At 40.9% G+C, this 14,679-nt stretch carries 21 protein-coding genes; 5 read left to right on the forward strand and 16 right to left on the reverse strand.

Annotation, left to right across the window (positions count from 1 at the left end):
* Window positions 1–16 precede the first annotated feature (16 nt).
* The 7 genes from AC5YCI_RS06645 to ubiG all read right to left on the reverse strand — a co-directional run bounded on the left by AC5YCI_RS06645 (window position 17) and on the right by ubiG (window position 4,193).
* Window positions 17–415 carry an RcnB family protein gene (locus tag AC5YCI_RS06645; protein WP_496175314.1) on the reverse strand — a complete coding sequence of 133 codons (399 nt, stop codon included), beginning with the start codon at window positions 413–415 and terminating at the stop codon, window positions 17–19.
* A 194-nt stretch (window positions 416–609) separates the two neighbouring features.
* Window positions 610–984 carry an RcnB family protein gene (locus AC5YCI_RS06650; RefSeq protein ID WP_496130209.1) on the reverse strand — a complete coding sequence of 125 codons (375 nt, stop codon included), beginning with the start codon at window positions 982–984 and terminating at the stop codon, window positions 610–612.
* Between the two features lie 202 nt (window positions 985–1,186).
* On the reverse strand, window positions 1,187–1,342 hold the full coding sequence (locus tag AC5YCI_RS06655; RefSeq protein ID WP_496130208.1) for a hypothetical protein: 156 nt from the start codon (window positions 1,340–1,342) through the stop codon (window positions 1,187–1,189).
* Window positions 1,343–1,499: 157 nt separating this feature from the next.
* A complete protein-coding gene (locus AC5YCI_RS06660; protein ID WP_496175315.1) occupies window positions 1,500–1,919 on the reverse strand; it encodes a hypothetical protein in 420 nt (139 codons plus the stop codon).
* Between the two features lie 96 nt (window positions 1,920–2,015).
* Complete coding sequence (locus tag AC5YCI_RS06665; protein WP_496130206.1) at window positions 2,016–2,762, reverse strand: YciK family oxidoreductase; 747 nt, start codon at window positions 2,760–2,762, stop codon at window positions 2,016–2,018.
* Window positions 2,763–2,798: 36 nt separating this feature from the next.
* A complete protein-coding gene (locus AC5YCI_RS06670; protein ID WP_496175316.1) occupies window positions 2,799–3,479 on the reverse strand; it encodes an HAD family hydrolase in 681 nt (226 codons plus the stop codon).
* On the reverse strand, window positions 3,480–4,193 hold the full coding sequence (gene ubiG, locus AC5YCI_RS06675) for a bifunctional 2-polyprenyl-6-hydroxyphenol methylase/3-demethylubiquinol 3-O-methyltransferase UbiG (RefSeq protein ID WP_496175317.1): 714 nt from the start codon (window positions 4,191–4,193) through the stop codon (window positions 3,480–3,482). It abuts the gene before it with no gap.
* 171 nt (window positions 4,194–4,364) lie between these two features.
* Between ubiG and AC5YCI_RS06680 the strand changes: the two genes are divergently transcribed.
* Window positions 4,365–4,982 carry a thiol:disulfide interchange protein DsbA/DsbL gene (locus AC5YCI_RS06680; RefSeq protein WP_122900782.1) on the forward strand — a complete coding sequence of 206 codons (618 nt, stop codon included), beginning with the start codon at window positions 4,365–4,367 and terminating at the stop codon, window positions 4,980–4,982.
* Between the two features lie 36 nt (window positions 4,983–5,018).
* Here AC5YCI_RS06680 and AC5YCI_RS06685 read toward each other — a convergent pair whose 3' ends face one another.
* Window positions 5,019–5,651: a TetR family transcriptional regulator gene (locus AC5YCI_RS06685; RefSeq protein WP_496130203.1), complete on the reverse strand. Its 633-nt coding sequence runs from the start codon at window positions 5,649–5,651 to the stop codon at window positions 5,019–5,021.
* A 125-nt stretch (window positions 5,652–5,776) separates the two neighbouring features.
* Between AC5YCI_RS06685 and rph the strand changes: the two genes are divergently transcribed.
* Both rph and AC5YCI_RS06695 read left to right on the forward strand, forming a co-directional pair.
* Window positions 5,777–6,493 (forward strand): ribonuclease PH, encoded by a 717-nt coding sequence (rph, locus tag AC5YCI_RS06690; RefSeq protein WP_496130227.1) that lies wholly within the window; start codon window positions 5,777–5,779, stop codon window positions 6,491–6,493.
* Window positions 6,494–6,615: 122 nt separating this feature from the next.
* A complete protein-coding gene (locus tag AC5YCI_RS06695) occupies window positions 6,616–6,819 on the forward strand; it encodes a hypothetical protein (protein ID WP_496175318.1) in 204 nt (67 codons plus the stop codon).
* A 41-nt stretch (window positions 6,820–6,860) separates the two neighbouring features.
* Here AC5YCI_RS06695 and nadC read toward each other — a convergent pair whose 3' ends face one another.
* Window positions 6,861–7,706, reverse strand: a complete 846-nt coding sequence (gene nadC, locus AC5YCI_RS06700) for a carboxylating nicotinate-nucleotide diphosphorylase (RefSeq protein WP_496175319.1) — start codon at window positions 7,704–7,706, stop codon at window positions 6,861–6,863.
* 172 nt (window positions 7,707–7,878) lie between these two features.
* Here nadC and ampD point away from each other — a divergent pair, with 172 nt between their 5' ends.
* Together ampD and murJ are read left to right on the forward strand one after the other, a co-directional pair.
* On the forward strand, window positions 7,879–8,469 hold the full coding sequence (gene ampD / locus AC5YCI_RS06705; RefSeq protein ID WP_496130200.1) for a 1,6-anhydro-N-acetylmuramyl-L-alanine amidase AmpD: 591 nt from the start codon (window positions 7,879–7,881) through the stop codon (window positions 8,467–8,469).
* Between the two features lie 69 nt (window positions 8,470–8,538).
* On the forward strand, window positions 8,539–10,080 hold the full coding sequence (gene murJ, locus AC5YCI_RS06710; RefSeq protein WP_496130199.1) for a murein biosynthesis integral membrane protein MurJ: 1,542 nt from the start codon (window positions 8,539–8,541) through the stop codon (window positions 10,078–10,080).
* A 30-nt stretch (window positions 10,081–10,110) separates the two neighbouring features.
* Here murJ and AC5YCI_RS06715 read toward each other — a convergent pair whose 3' ends face one another.
* The 7 genes from AC5YCI_RS06715 to AC5YCI_RS06745 form a co-directional block, all read right to left on the reverse strand.
* Entirely contained in the window at window positions 10,111–10,803 is a 693-nt protein-coding gene (locus tag AC5YCI_RS06715) for an FKBP-type peptidyl-prolyl cis-trans isomerase (RefSeq protein WP_496175320.1), read from the reverse strand.
* A gap of 60 nt (window positions 10,804–10,863) precedes the next feature.
* Window positions 10,864–11,568: a BamJ family beta-barrel-assembly machinery protein gene (gene bamJ / locus AC5YCI_RS06720; RefSeq protein ID WP_496130197.1), complete on the reverse strand. Its 705-nt coding sequence runs from the start codon at window positions 11,566–11,568 to the stop codon at window positions 10,864–10,866.
* A 178-nt stretch (window positions 11,569–11,746) separates the two neighbouring features.
* Window positions 11,747–12,322, reverse strand: coding sequence for a DNA-3-methyladenine glycosylase I (locus AC5YCI_RS06725; protein WP_496175321.1), 576 nt, complete (start codon window positions 12,320–12,322; stop codon window positions 11,747–11,749).
* Window positions 12,323–12,346: 24 nt separating this feature from the next.
* Window positions 12,347–12,592: a hypothetical protein gene (locus AC5YCI_RS06730; RefSeq protein WP_496175322.1), complete on the reverse strand. Its 246-nt coding sequence runs from the start codon at window positions 12,590–12,592 to the stop codon at window positions 12,347–12,349.
* Window positions 12,593–12,607: 15 nt separating this feature from the next.
* Window positions 12,608–13,138, reverse strand: a complete 531-nt coding sequence (locus AC5YCI_RS06735) for a M23 family metallopeptidase (RefSeq protein WP_496175323.1) — start codon at window positions 13,136–13,138, stop codon at window positions 12,608–12,610.
* 39 nt (window positions 13,139–13,177) lie between these two features.
* Window positions 13,178–14,212, reverse strand: coding sequence for an A/G-specific adenine glycosylase (mutY, locus tag AC5YCI_RS06740; protein ID WP_496175324.1), 1,035 nt, complete (start codon window positions 14,210–14,212; stop codon window positions 13,178–13,180).
* A gap of 95 nt (window positions 14,213–14,307) precedes the next feature.
* The gene (locus AC5YCI_RS06745) at window positions 14,308–14,661 is read right to left on the reverse strand and encodes an HIT family protein (protein WP_496130192.1); all 354 of its coding nucleotides are present in this window, start codon (window positions 14,659–14,661) and stop codon (window positions 14,308–14,310) included.
* Between the last annotated feature and the right edge of the window lie 18 nt (window positions 14,662–14,679).

Here is a 14,679-nt window from a genome sequence, read left to right on the forward strand (position 1 = left end):
AGAGATGAGCTCTAGTTTAGATTACACGCAGAATACGATTGTTCTTTTCGTTGACTAATAAGTAGTCACCATTTACCTTGTACCATTGCTGATTTCTGCCAGCTTTGGCTAAGCCACGCGCATCACGAGAGCTCACTTCAAAGCGTTTTGAGTCATAAGCACGTGATAGGGTTTGACCAACACGGAAGTTGCTCTGATTAAAATGACGCTTGTCATTAAAACGGCGATCATCTTTGTATTTCGCATGCATAGGCGGTGGCGTATGCTTAAACTGCGGACCATGTTTTACCACATGTGCAGGCGGTGGTGCTTTGCGTGGATCAAAACGATGATCAGGGCCTGGACCTGCCATTGCTGCTGAAGTTGCCATTAAAGCGCCTAATGATAGAGCAACTGTTGTTAGAAGTTTTTTCATTGCTTTCACCAAAAATCTATGAGGTTGTATTCCGATGAGTTCAATTTAGAGTAAAAAACTAGATAAACGATGTGGGAAATTTAGGTGAAATGTGAAATATGTGGAGAAAAAAAGAAGAACTGTAACAGTGTAATAAAAACACGCATAAAAAAGCCTAAATGTACAATTTAGGCTAATGGTATTTAAGCGCAATTTTACTGAATTTTGACAATACTATTGGTGTCTGCATTGAGCAAAATATAGTGATTATTAATTTTGTACCACTGCTGATTACGTGCGGGTTTAGGTAGATTATTATCTTTATATTCAACCTTATAACCATCACTACGATAATGTTGTGGCATGACATAACCTGTTTGCCATTTCATATGTTGTAAACGTTTCATACCGCGTTGTTCGCGGGAACGATGTTCAGGCTCATGAACATCACGCTTTTCACGCATTTTTTTCATTTGTGTTTGAGGTGTTTCAGCATAGGATTCGGTGTCAAATTGAGGAGCAGCAGTGAGTGCACTGCTTGCCATCAATGCACTGAAAGAGATGGCGATACCAGCCAATATCTTTTTCATGTTTTGAACCCTCATTTAAAATCTTTTTCAATGCTGCTTACTCTACGCAAAAAATGCAGAGAAACTGTGAAGAATACAGATGAGTTAGTTAAATAAAATAGAGAAACTCAGGATATTATGCGGTAAAAATTGTTGTTTTAGTAGTCGATTGCAAAACTTACATAAAAAATGGCCTCACAGTGGAGGCCATTAGAAGCTGAGCTTAGTTCCAGTGCTCACTAAGCGATTGCAATGAATAAACCGCGCTAAATACATCTTCTGCTTGAATTTGGTCATCTAAGGCAGAAATTAGGTGCTGAGATAATTGTAAATTTTCAATTGAACGAATTGTTTCGATTTTACGTTTTAGATCAGCCATGTGAATGTCCTATCTGTTATTTATGTCTTGCAATGCCATGCACTATAGAATGTAAGTTTTAATTTGAAAAACCGAATATTTTTATAAAAACTATTTAATAAAACGATTAATAGGTGTTAAAAAAAGACCGCGTACGGTCTTTTAAAAGCAAATCTGCTTAGTAAGCATATTTGAGGTCAGTATATTCAGTCAGTGATTTTTGAATATGCGCGTTGATAAATTCAGATACATCAGCTTCAGTCATGGGTTGACCTTGCTTAGTAATCACATGTTCAATCTCAGGTTGACCGTCAATTTTAATGATATAAGTAAAGTTTTTAGCAACTTTATAAGCATCATCTTGCTTCAAAATATGGGTAATATGTTTATAAATATGCTCAAAGTTTAAATCAGTATGTGAAAATATAAACTGATCGAACAGTTTCATATTTTGTCCATTTTCTAAAGCGTGTAATTCATCGACAATGCTGGCTTCAAACTTCATGCCATATTTTTCTGAAATAGGCTGGCCATCAATTAAAAGAGACACCATACCGTCATCTAGGGGAGTGACTGTAATATTACTAAAGTCAGACATATCGATCTCAACGTGTAAATTTAGCCTTTAAGTATGGTGTAAATTGTCTGAAATACAATGCATAAGGCATAGATTTGTTTAAATTTTCTCTGATACTTAGTCCTGTGCATCAATACTGGCGCCATTTAAATGCAGACTATCTTCACCCATTAAATACAAATAAGCGGGCATAATCGATTCAGGGGTGGCTAAAGTTTTTGGGTCTTCATCTGGATAGGCTTTGGCACGCATAGCTGTACGCGTTGCACCTGGATTAATACAGTTAAAGCGCACATTTGGATAGCTATTTTCTTTAGCAAACAGTTGATTGACGGCTTCAATGGCAATTTTTGATACTGAGTACGCACCCCAACGCTCACGTGCTTCACGCCCTACACCAGAACTGGCAAATACCACCGAAGCATTATTCGAACGTTCTAGTAATGGCAAAAGTTCTTGGGTAAGTAAAAATGGCGCACGTAAATTGACTGCCATCACATCATCCCATGCTTCAATTGGGTAGTTAGCAAGTTCAGTGCGTTCACCTAAAATACCTGCATTATGTAAAATACCATCTAATCGCCCAAACTGTTGTTCGAGTGTATCGTAAAGCAGTTCGTAATCTCGCGGTGAAGCACTTGATAATTGCAAAGGTAAAATCGCTGGCTGCGGTGCACCTAAGCTTTCAATTTCATCATAAATAACTTCTAATTTATTAAGGGTGCGACCATGTAATACTACTGTTGCGCCGTGTAAGGCATAACTTAAAGCTGCCGCGCGGCCAATTCCATCACCCGCACCGGTAATTAAAATAATGCGGTCTTTGAGTAAATCTGGACGCGGCTGATACTCTGAATATTTCATGGCAACACCTCCGAGCTATTTATTATCAATCTATTATTAAGTATGCGTTGTTAATACCAATTGGCGGATCTGTTGCTGTAATTCAGCAACATTGTTCACTATACAGTCTGCTTGCCAAGCTGTTAAGTCATCTTTGTGCGCCAATGGTAAATAGCCATAAGCTGCTAAAATGGTGTACATCTGGGCCGCACGTCCTGCATCAATATCACGTGGGTGATCACCCACATAGATACACTCTTCAGGGGCGATCGCAATCTGCTTGGCAGCTAAATACATTGGTTCCGGATCAGGTTTGGTATTGCTTACATCCTCAGGGCAGACCAAGACACTACAACGCTCAGTCAGATTTAAGGCTTGGAGTAAAGCTTCACTTAACCAACGAGGTTTATTGGTGACAATTCCCCAAGGAATCTGTGCCGCTTCTAACTCCTCTAACAGCGGATACATCCCCTCAAATAGGTCAGTATCTACAGCAATATCAGCGCCATAAATGTCTAAAAAACGCTGACGATGTGCCAAAAATACTTCATCAGTCACGTCGAGCTCTGGATAGACCAATTTGACCATGGCACGTGCGCCTTCAGAAACCTGAGTACGAATTAAATCGCCAGCGACAATCTCGCAGCCTTTTTCACGGCACATATTTTGAATAATACGAATAAAGTCGGCTGCGGTATCAATCAAAGTACCGTCTAAATCAAATAAAACCGCTTTCATTTAGGCTTCTTCTTTTACCGTATACACCATGTAGTTCACATCTACATTCGGTGCTAACCAATAGTTTTTGGTCAGTGGGTTATAATGCAAACCAGTCATATCTTTAAGTTTCAAATTGGCAGCTCGAATGTCACGCGCCAGTTCTGATGGCTTAATAAATTTACTGTAATCATGTGTGCCTTTCGCCAGCATACGTAAAATATATTCAGCACCAATAATGGCAAATAAATACGATTTTGGATTACGGTTGATGGTTGAGAAGAACACATGACCGCCCGGCTTAACCAATTTTTGACAAGCTAAAATAATGGATGCTGGATCTGGAACATGTTCTAGCATTTCCATACATGTAACCACGTCATATTGACCAGCTTGTTCTTCAGCCAGTTGCTCTACTGGTAATTGGCGATATTCAATATTGCTGACATTTTCCTGTTCGGCATGTAAACGCGCCACATTTAGTGGTGCTTCACCCATATCAATGCCTAAAACATCTGCGCCACGACGCGCCATGCTTTCTGCCAAAATACCGCCACCACAGCCAACATCGAGCACCTTTTTGCCACTTAAACCGCCTGAGTGTTCATCAATCCAATTGAGACGTAATGGGTTAATCATATGCAGCGGGCGGAACTCAGAATGCTGATCCCACCATATAGCTGCGAATGCTTCAAATTTAGCAATTTCTTGCGGGTCAACATTCAGTTGCGACATGGGTGCCACCTCAATTTAAGTCTTTATAATTTAAACAATCTAGTGTAGCGACTATTTGGAAAAAAGCGATAAAAGCACTAAAAAACTTCACACAATCAAAACTAAATTTGCATAATTGTTTTATAGTATTTGCATAAACTAAGCAGAATTATTTCGAGGATAAATAACTCAATGAAAAAATTTATTTTAGGCAGTATTGCTACAGCAATGTTTGCTATTTCAGGCAGTGCAATGGCTGCTAATTTTGTCGCGGGGAAAGACTATACAGTCGTGCCAAATCCGGGCGTAGTCGATGTAAAAGGTAAAATCGAAGTTCGTGAATTCTTCTGGTATGGCTGTGGTCACTGCTTTACCTTAGAACCACATATGCAAGCTTGGTTACGCAAATTACCCAAAGATGTGAACTTTGTGCGTACACCTGCAGCCATGAACCCAGTATGGGAGCAAAATGCGCGCGGTTATTATGTCGCAGAAGCACTGCAAATTCGTCGTAAAATTCATTTGCCTTTATTCCATGCGATTCATGATAAAGGTCAGCAGATTTTTGACCAAAAGTCTCAAGCACAATTCTTTGTTAAATATGGCGTGCCTGAAGCGAAGTTTAACAGCTTGTATAACTCATTCCCGATTACTGCTAAGGTGAGCAAAGCCAATCAGTTGGCCAAACATTACCAGTTAACTGGTGTACCAGCGGTAGTGGTTAATGGTAAATATATTGTCCAAGGTGATGATGGTAAAGTGGTTCAAGTGGTGAATTACTTAATTGAAAAAGAACGTAAAGCCAAATAAAGCCAAGCGCTAAAAAAGCTGCCTTAAGGCAGCTTTTTATTGCCAATTTTGAATACCACTATAAAGCAATTGAAGCTGTAATAAGGCTTTTTCTCTAAAGGCTTGTTCGGCAAGGTCTCGCTCGGGGGTATCTTCTTCATAACTAAGATCAAGCCATTGCATGGCCCAGCAAAAACTCAAATGAATAAACATTTCAGCAAAGATGTTTAAATTTTTACTGTCCTGAATATGTTTGAAATCTTGCATTTGTTGCATAGTACTTGCGGTGTATTCAACTAAAAATACCACTTCACGTTGCAGTGCTTTACGAATAACCACAGAGCCACTACTACGTTCATGAATAAAAAAAGACCAATAGGCAGGACGCTGTTTCACTGTTTCTAATAATAAGTCGAGACGTGCTTGATGCTCATGTGGATTTTGTAAAGCCAGCTTATAGATCTGACTAAAACTTCCCTTCAAGTAAATCGCCAAATGATCGATTAGCTCTAGACCCAGTTGATCCATATTTTGAAAATGACGATAAAAAGTGGCGGGTGCTAAATTCACCTCACCTGTGATTTCGCGCAAGCTCATACTACTGAAAGTACGACCGCGTTCGCTCAAGCTCAAAACGGCATTAATTAAAGCTTGATGCGTTTGTTGTTTTTGCTCGTCACGAATAGGCATCCACTTAACTCTACAAAATTTAAGCTTAGTCTAGCAAAAAACTGGAAATATTTTGCATCACAAACCGGCAGTTTTAATCTGTTATACTTAAGCGCTAAATTTTTATCCTTAGGACAGCTTCTATGATGCGTATCGACCAACGAACAGCAGATCAATTACGTGACGTTAAAATTACCCGTAACTATACACGTTACGCGGAAGGTTCAGTATTGGTTGAATTTGGTCATACAAAAGTCCTGTGTACTGCAAGTATTGATAATTCAGTACCACGCTTCTTAAAAGGTCAGGGACAAGGCTGGGTAACAGCTGAATACGGTATGTTGCCACGTTCAACCCACACGCGTAGTGACCGTGAAGCAGCACGTGGTAAACAAAGTGGTCGTACTCAAGAGATTCAACGTCTGATTGGTCGTAGCTTACGCGCCATGGTTGATCTTAAAAAGCTAGGTGAACATACGATTACCATCGATTGTGACGTAATTCAGGCTGATGGTGGTACACGTACGGCATCAATTACCGGTGCTGCAGTGGCTTTAATTGATGCAATGAATGTCTTGCTTGAGAAAAAACGCATTAAACAAGATCCACTAAAAGGTTTAGTTGCGGCAATTTCTGTCGGTATTTACCAAGATGAAGTGTTGCTTGATCTTTGCTATGAAGAAGATTCAAACTGTCAAACAGATTTAAACGTAGTCATGACGCAAGCTGGTGAATTTATTGAAATTCAAGGTACAGCAGAAGAAAAACCATTTACCCGTGCTCAATCGAATGCCATGTTAGAAATGGCTGAAAAAGGTATTCAAGAGCTAGTGAAAAAACAACAGCAGGCTTTAGGCTGGTAAGTTAAGCCGATAGCTTAAATCTTTTAAAACGCATCTTCGGATGCGTTTTTTTACATATTTATGCTTAGCATTTTTAAAAAATCTGCTCTAATAAAGTTAAATCACAATAAATAGTCACGCATATGAAAACCATTTTAATTGCTTTAATGGCCATAGCTTTGGCATTTAGTATGACTGCTTGCATGGATCGTGGTGAGGATCGCGATGATGAGCGCACCAGTAGCTTAAATGATCGTCAGGACCACGACCGTGATGATGACAATGATGACGATCGCCGTGATGGTGATCGGAAAGATCGAGATCGTGATGACGACGATGACGATTAAAAAAAGGGTGCTGAGAGCACCCTTTTGATTACAATACGTTTTTATGCATTAAAACGCATAGATAGATCAATGGCTTTGACATCTTTGGTCAGTACACCCATCGAAATATAATCTACGCCTGTACTGGCAACTTCACGTAAATTTTCAATGGTGATATTGCCCGAAGCTTCTAGCTTACAACGACCATTAACATGTTTAACGGCATCAATCATTTGTTGCTGACTAAAGTTGTCTAACATGACAATATCTGCTTGCGCAGCAAGGGCTTGATTGAGTTCGTCCCAAGTTTCAACTTCGACTTCTACTAATTTGCCTGGTGCAATTTGATGCGCTTGAGCAATCGCCTCTGTAATACCACCGGCTGCCATAATGTGATTTTCTTTAATCAAAAAGGCATCAAATAAACCTAAACGGTGGTTTTGACCACCACCAATCGCCACAGCATATTTTTGCGCAATTCGTAAACCTGGTAAGGTTTTGCGGGTATCGAGTAATTTAGTCTTTAAGCCATCGAGCTGTTTGACATAATGCGCAGTTTTGGTCGCTACAGCAGATAAGGTTTGTACAAAATTCAGCGCAGGGCGTTCAACCGTGAGTAAGCTACGCGCAGAGCCGGCTAAGGTTAAAAATACCTCATTGGCTGCAACTTTTTCGCCTTCTTGTTTCAGCCAAGTCACTTGTACATTGGCATCGTAGGCTTGGATTAAAGCATCTACCCAAGGGCGACCTGCAAGAATCATGTCTTCACGGCTAATAATTGTTGCTGTAGCTTGTTCAGCTTCAGGCGTTAGAAGCGCAGTAATATCGCCATCACCAATATCTTCTTGTAAGGCTTGCTGAATGTTGACTTGAATCGCTTGTCGTAACAAAGATTGAGAGATGCTCATGCGAAGTTCCGTATCTTATAACGTCTATCAAAAATTGCGGCTTATATTAGCACTCTTCACTGAAAATGAATGATTTTTTGTACAATTTCTTTGTCATGTTTGAGATTTAAGTCAGAAAGTTTTAGCATGAGCACAGATTTTATTTTCTTGATTTCGCTTTAAAGGACTTTATATGTCACAAGCTGTCAGTTTTGCTGTGCAACATGGTCAGCTCGTAGGCGCACGGCAAGTTCCTTCACCGAATTATAATCAACGCCCTGAAGGCACTGAAATTCAGTTGTTGGTGATTCATAATATTAGCTTGCCGCCCTCCCAATTTGGTGGGGGCTATATTGAACAATTCTTCCAAAACAAATTAGATTGGTCAGTGCATCCCTATTTTCAAAGCATTGAAGGTATGCAGGTTTCAGCGCATTTATTGATTTTGCGTACAGGTGAAGTACTACAATTTGTTAATTTTAATGATCGTGCGTGGCATGCAGGGCGTTCTAGTTATTTGGCCAAAGCAGAATGTAATGATTATTCAATTGGCATTGAGCTTGAAGGTTCGGATGATCAAGCCTTTACTGAGGCGCAATATCAGATCTTAGCTCAAGTCAGCCATGCTATTCGGTTAGCCTACCCAAAAATTGGCCCGCATATCGCAGGACATTCAGATATTGCCCCAAAACGTAAAACCGATCCAGGACCATATTTTGAGTGGCATAAGTTTCGCGAGTTATTAGCCAATCAAGTAACCAATGAATTGGCTGTGAATGACTGATTTTAACCATGCAATTTGAGCATGAGTTTCTTTACAATAGCCTTTCAATTTTATCACTAGGTGGTTCCGATGGCGCTGTGGCGATCGACCTTTATTGTTAGTGCAATGACCATGTTGTCGCGGGTGATGGGTCTAGTCCGTGATGTGGTATTGCTGGGTGTATTTGGTGCAGGCAAAGATTTTGACACCTTTGTTATTGCCTTTCGAATTCCTAACTTTTTTCGACGTTTATTTGCCGAAGGGGCATTTTCACAGGCCTTTATTCCGGTTTTAACTGAATATAAAACTACGCGTACCCATGCCGAAGTACAAATTTTAATTAGCCGAGTGTTTGGTTGCTTAGCCTCGGTCATGAGTTTGCTGACGATTTTTGCCATGGTGGCAGCACCTGCGATTATGTATGTCTATGCACCGGGTTTCCATGACGATCCTGCTAAATTTGCGCTAGCGACGGATATGTTCCGCCTGACGATTCCCTATTTACTGTTTATGTCATTAACCGCATTTGCCAGCAGTATCTTAAATAGTTATGGCTCATTTACCACGCCTGCTTTTGCACCGGTGCTGCTGAATTTGTCTATGATTGCCGGCGCGCTTTGGCTCACCCCCTATATGGCAACCCCAATTATGGCACTCGGTTGGGCCGTGATTGTGGCGGGCTTTTTGCAACTTGCGCTACAAATTCCGGAACTATGGCGTAAAAAATTACTTATTCCACCTAAAATTGACTTTAAACATGAAGGTGTTGAACGCATTTTAAAACTCATGCTGCCAGCATTGTTTGGTGTATCTGTCACCCAAATTAACTTGTTGCTGAATTCGATTTGGGCATCATTTATGCAAGATGGTTCAGTGTCTTGGTTATATAGTGCTGAGCGTATGACGGAGTTACCCCTAGGTTTAATTGGTGTTGCGATTGGTACGGTGATTTTACCGGCTTTATCTGCGCGTCATGCCGAGCAAGACCAAACCAAATACCGCAACATGATGGATTGGGCTGCGAAAATTATTGTGCTTGCTGGTGTACCGGCCAGTATTGCTTTATTTATGCTGTCAACGCCAATTATTCAAACCTTATTCCAGCGCGGGCAATTTACTTTACAAGATACCCAAATGACTGCTTTGGCGCTGCAATGTATGAGCGCAGGTGTACTGTCATTTATGTTAATTAAAGTTTTTGCACCAGGTTTTTATGCGCAGCAAGATACCAAAACGCCAGTACGTGTAGGTCTAATTACGGTGGCTACCAACGCGGTATTAAACGTGGTATTTATTGGCTTATTTAAGTTTATGGGCTGGCAAGAAGAGCATATGGCTTTAGCCTTAGCTTCTTCAGGTTCGGCTTTAGTCAATGCCGGTTTATTGTATTTCTTTTTACATAAGCGCGATATTTTCCGCTTTGGTGCACATTGGAAAAAATTAACCCTGCAATTTGTGATTGCCAATATCGCGATGATTTTAGCGCTGAGCTATGCCCTAACTTGGTATAACGGTGATGTATCGGAATGGCTGCGTGTTGTGCAAGTGATTATTCTATGTGCAGTAGGTGCTATAGCCTATGCTGCAGGCTTATTGATCAGTGGGGTACGTCCACGCCACTTACGTCCATAAACTAAAAAGACCGCTGAGGCGGTCTTTTTTTTAATCTAAAATTTCCAGTAATTCAATATCAAAAATTAAAGTACTGTTGGGTCCAATCACATCGCCTGAACCAATATCGCCATAGGCAAGTTTGGCCGGAATAAAGAAGCGATATTGACTGCCCACTGGCATGAGTTGTACGCCTTCAGTCCAACCAGGAATGACCTGTGAAAGCTTAAACTCGGCTGGCTGTTGACGGGCAATAGAGCTGTCAAAAATGGTGTTATCGAGTAAGCGACCTTCATAATGTACGCGTACAGTCGATGATGCTTTAGGCTTTTGACCCTGAGCACTTTTCAGGACTTGATACTGTAAACCGGATTGGGTGACTTTCACATGGGCTGCTTTGGCATTTTGCGCAAGGAAGTTTTGTCCCACTTGTAAATTTTTGGCAGCTTGCTGTTGGAATTCGACCAAAGCTTTACTTTCTGTTTGCTGGCGATATTGGCTTAATGCTGTTCCCATTTCGGCTGGGGTTAAACTTGGTTTTTTACCGGCAATGGCAGCTTTAAAACCATTTAAAAAGGCGTCAATATCAACGTCTTTAAATACGTCGCCATTATTGCTGGCCATGTTATAGCCAAGACTATAACCAACTTGTTTTTCTAAGCTACTTTTAGGACTAATATCAGCGGCAAAGCTAGGGACGCTCATAACAGCGCTGAGCAAAGCCATGGATAAGATTTTTTTCATTGTTTTATCTCTAAATAAATTAAGGAGAGCGCTAGGCTCTCCTTAAGATGCTGGATTGAATTATTTCACTTCAATCAGTTCAACATCAAAAATTAGGGTACTGTTTGGCGGAATCATGCCTGAAGCACCTTGCTCGCCATAACCTAAGTTACTTGGAATATAAAGCGTGGCTTTAGAACCTTCTTTCATGAGTTGTAAACCTTCAGTCCAGCCTGCAATCACTTGATTAAGCGGGAATTCAATCGGCTCGCCACGTTCAACTGAGCTGTCAAATACTGTACCGTCGACCAATTTACCCGTGTAATGTACCTTCACCACAGAGTTGGCAGTAGGTGATTTACCTGTACCTTCTTGGGTAATTTTGTACTGTAAACCTGAAGCTGTGGTTTGTACGCCTGGCTTGGTTTTATTTTCAGTTAAGAACGCATCGCTTGATGTTTTTGCTTCAGTTGATGCAGCCGCTTGCTGTTCTTGCATCTCTTTTTGGAATTGCTCGTAGGCTTGTTGTAATTGTTCTTCTGTGTATGCCGGTTGAGTACGGGCATGACCATCACGAATACCTGCAACAAAGCTATTTACATCCAACTCAGGTGGAGTTTGATGGGCAACTTCATAACCTAAAGCGTAGCTAATTTTAGCAATCGGTTTAGCATTAGGGTCGGCTTTAGCGCTTAAAGTCGCTGGATTTTGTGATGCATAGTAAACAGGTACTAGAGCAGCACCGCCTAAAAGCACTGCAACAGCGATGGGTAAGGCTTTACTCATAAGTTTTCTCAAAAATTCTCAAGATCAATACGCCTTAATCAGCGTATTTTTATAACGTAACCTAAACAGGTTTACTGATTGAACAATAGCATTAAATATATGCTGATCAAATTAAATAAGCTAGAAGGTTCTGAAATTTAAACACATTTTTTATACATATTATTTTTAAATCAAAGGATTAGCTAGATGGGTGCCGTGACGGATATTTAAAGTGACAGTCGTCGTCGTGGTCATTTACCATCCCTACCGCCTGCATAAAAGCATAACAAATAGTAGGGCCAATAAATTTAAACCCATGGCGCTTTAATGCGTTTGACATTGCAACGCTGGCTTGCGTTTGCGTAACGACAGCTTGTTTGGGATTGACTGCATGATGAGTCGTGTGTTCAGCCGAAAATTGCCATAACCACTCAGGTAAAAAAAAGCCTTTTTTGGACATCGCTTCCCATGCAATGGCATTATCACGAATAGCCGTCAGCTTGGCCAAATGACGAATTAAATTTGGATCTTGTGCTTTAATCGCTAATTCTTGATCTGAGATATTGGCAATATAAGCAATAGGATATTGAAAAAAATGCTGTCGATAGCTGCTACGTTTTTTAAGAACAGTAAGCCATGAAAGTCCCGCTTGTTGACCTTCTAGACACAGTATTTCAAATAGCAGTGGTTCTTGATGGACAGGATGTCCCCATTCAAAGTCATGATAATGTTGATATAAGGGGTCGGTGGAGCACCATGAACAGCGTTTTAACATAGTTGCTCCTCCCAAATGAGCCAACTAGAGTTTAAACTCAACCCACTGATCTTGTTGATTATCCCAAAACCATAGCTGAGCATGTTTTAAATCATTAAAGTCAATCCAAACATCTTTACCGGTTTTTTCGGCAAAACCTGTACTAATTTGTAATGCTTCTTCGCTAATTTCCATGATCCAGCCTTGGTAGCTTTGACCTGCCAATACAATTTTTTGTTGATTGCCTGACTCAGCAAACTCTACCAGACGATTGATCAACGCTTCTGACATGAAAACTTCCTAAAATTAACGTAAATACAAAAATGGATTAACCGCACCACGCCCTTTAGCGTCTAGATAAATGCCGTAATGCAAATGCGGGGCAGTATATTTGGCATTGCCCGTGTTACCTACAAAACCAATGTGTTCACCACAGCGAACATAATCACCAACTTTTAAGTCACGACGATGTCCATCTAAATGAGCATAGTAATGCCAACTTGAACTTGGCCCCAATATCCAAATTACTTTACCACCCAAATTGTTATTACGTAAGTCGGCAATTACGCCTTCAGTCGCACTGAACACTTTTGTGCCACGAGGTGCCATGATATCAATCCCTTCATGGCGACGTCCTTGGCCACGTGCAGCACCCCAGGTATCACGTAGCTGCCCAGTTTGCACCCCCATAACAGGAATAGGGAGTTTTTTTGGCAAAGGCGTATTTTTTAAGTATGCCGCTGGGTCAGCAGGTAGTGCAGGAGGGGCGGGCGGGCGATTACTACAAGCCGCAAATAAAATACTTAAAGCCAATATAGCTAAGGTTTTATACAGCACAGCGCTTCCCTGATTATTATTTTGTCTGTGCTGAATATGTCATAGATTTACTGCATTAATCAATTTCTTCATTGCAGTTGGAATACCCATTTCAGTGGCTGTTTCCGGCTTAAACCAATCACCACCTAACTCAATAGAAAGATGTTCGTGTTGATCAGCATCCACTTCAAAACATATTGCTTCAAGTTGCCAAGTGAAATGCGTAAAGCTATGGCTAATTTCGGTACGCTTGAGGACTTTTTTTAGACCCAGAGATTGGCATAACTGCTGAAACTGCTCTGGCTGTTCAATAATCGGCAAGCACCATAAACCACCCCATAAACCAGTATTGGGACGTTGCTGCCATAACCACTGGTGCTGATTTTTGAGTAATAAGACTTGTGCTGTTTTCACTGGTACTGGCTTCTTGGCTTTTTTAAATGGCAACTGTTGTTCCAAGCCTTGTTGATGTGCCTGACAATGCGCTTGCATTGGACAATATAAACAAAGCGGTTTTTTAGGTGTACATACAGTGGCACCTAGATCCATAATTGCTTGAGTATAATCATGATTTCTTGTGGTTGGGCACAATTGTTCAGCAAGTTGCCACATCTGACGTTCATGCACCGGCTTGGATAAATCATCTTCAATGGCAAAAAAGCGAGCCAGTACGCGTTTTACATTGCCATCCATAATCACGCCATATTGACGTAAACCGAGTGACATTAACGCCCCAGCTGTAGAACGACCAATACCCGGTAGAGCAATCCATTCTTCTAAACTGTTTGGGAAATGCCCTTGGCTGGCCACAATGCCTGCAGCTTTATGTAAATTACGCGCCCGTGCGTAATAGCCTAAACCTGCCCAGTAGGGTGCCACATCATCCCAACTGGCGCTGCCTAAGTCTTGCACAGTTGGAAAGCGGTTCATAAAGCGATCAAAATATTGCAACACTGTTTTGACTTGAGTTTGTTGCAACATAATTTCTGATACCCAAACTTTGTAGGGATCATCTGCCACTTGCCACGGCAAATCGTGCCGGCCATGCACATCAAACCATGCTAATAAGGCATCAGAAAAACTAAATTGACTCATACTGGCTCAAGTTAAAAAATAGCCGCTAAGTATATCGCATAAAAAAAGATGATGCCGAAGCATCATCTGGTTTGCGTCAGATTAAGACGTTGGCTTTAAGCACTCATACCCCATCGCTCATCAAGCTGCAAAGGTTTACCTTGATAGCGTGGAATAATATGTACATGTAAATGCTCAGCTTGTTGCCCAAAGACCGCACCATCATTAAAACCCACATGAAAACCAGCCGGTTGATGACGTAACACCAATTCATTACGCGCTAGTTCTAACAATGACATTAAGCTCTTTCGCTCTTTATCTGTTACTTCAAAAAAAGATGACACATGGCGTAATGGAATAATCACACAATGACCTGGTGAAAGAGGTTTCGGCTCGGGTAAAACAACCCCAAAGTCATTTTTTGCAATCACATCATAATCATCGAAGTCGCAATAGATACAATCTGTCATGGTGATTCTCCTTATATT

It is taken from the genome of Acinetobacter sp. CY17 (assembly GCF_059515825.1).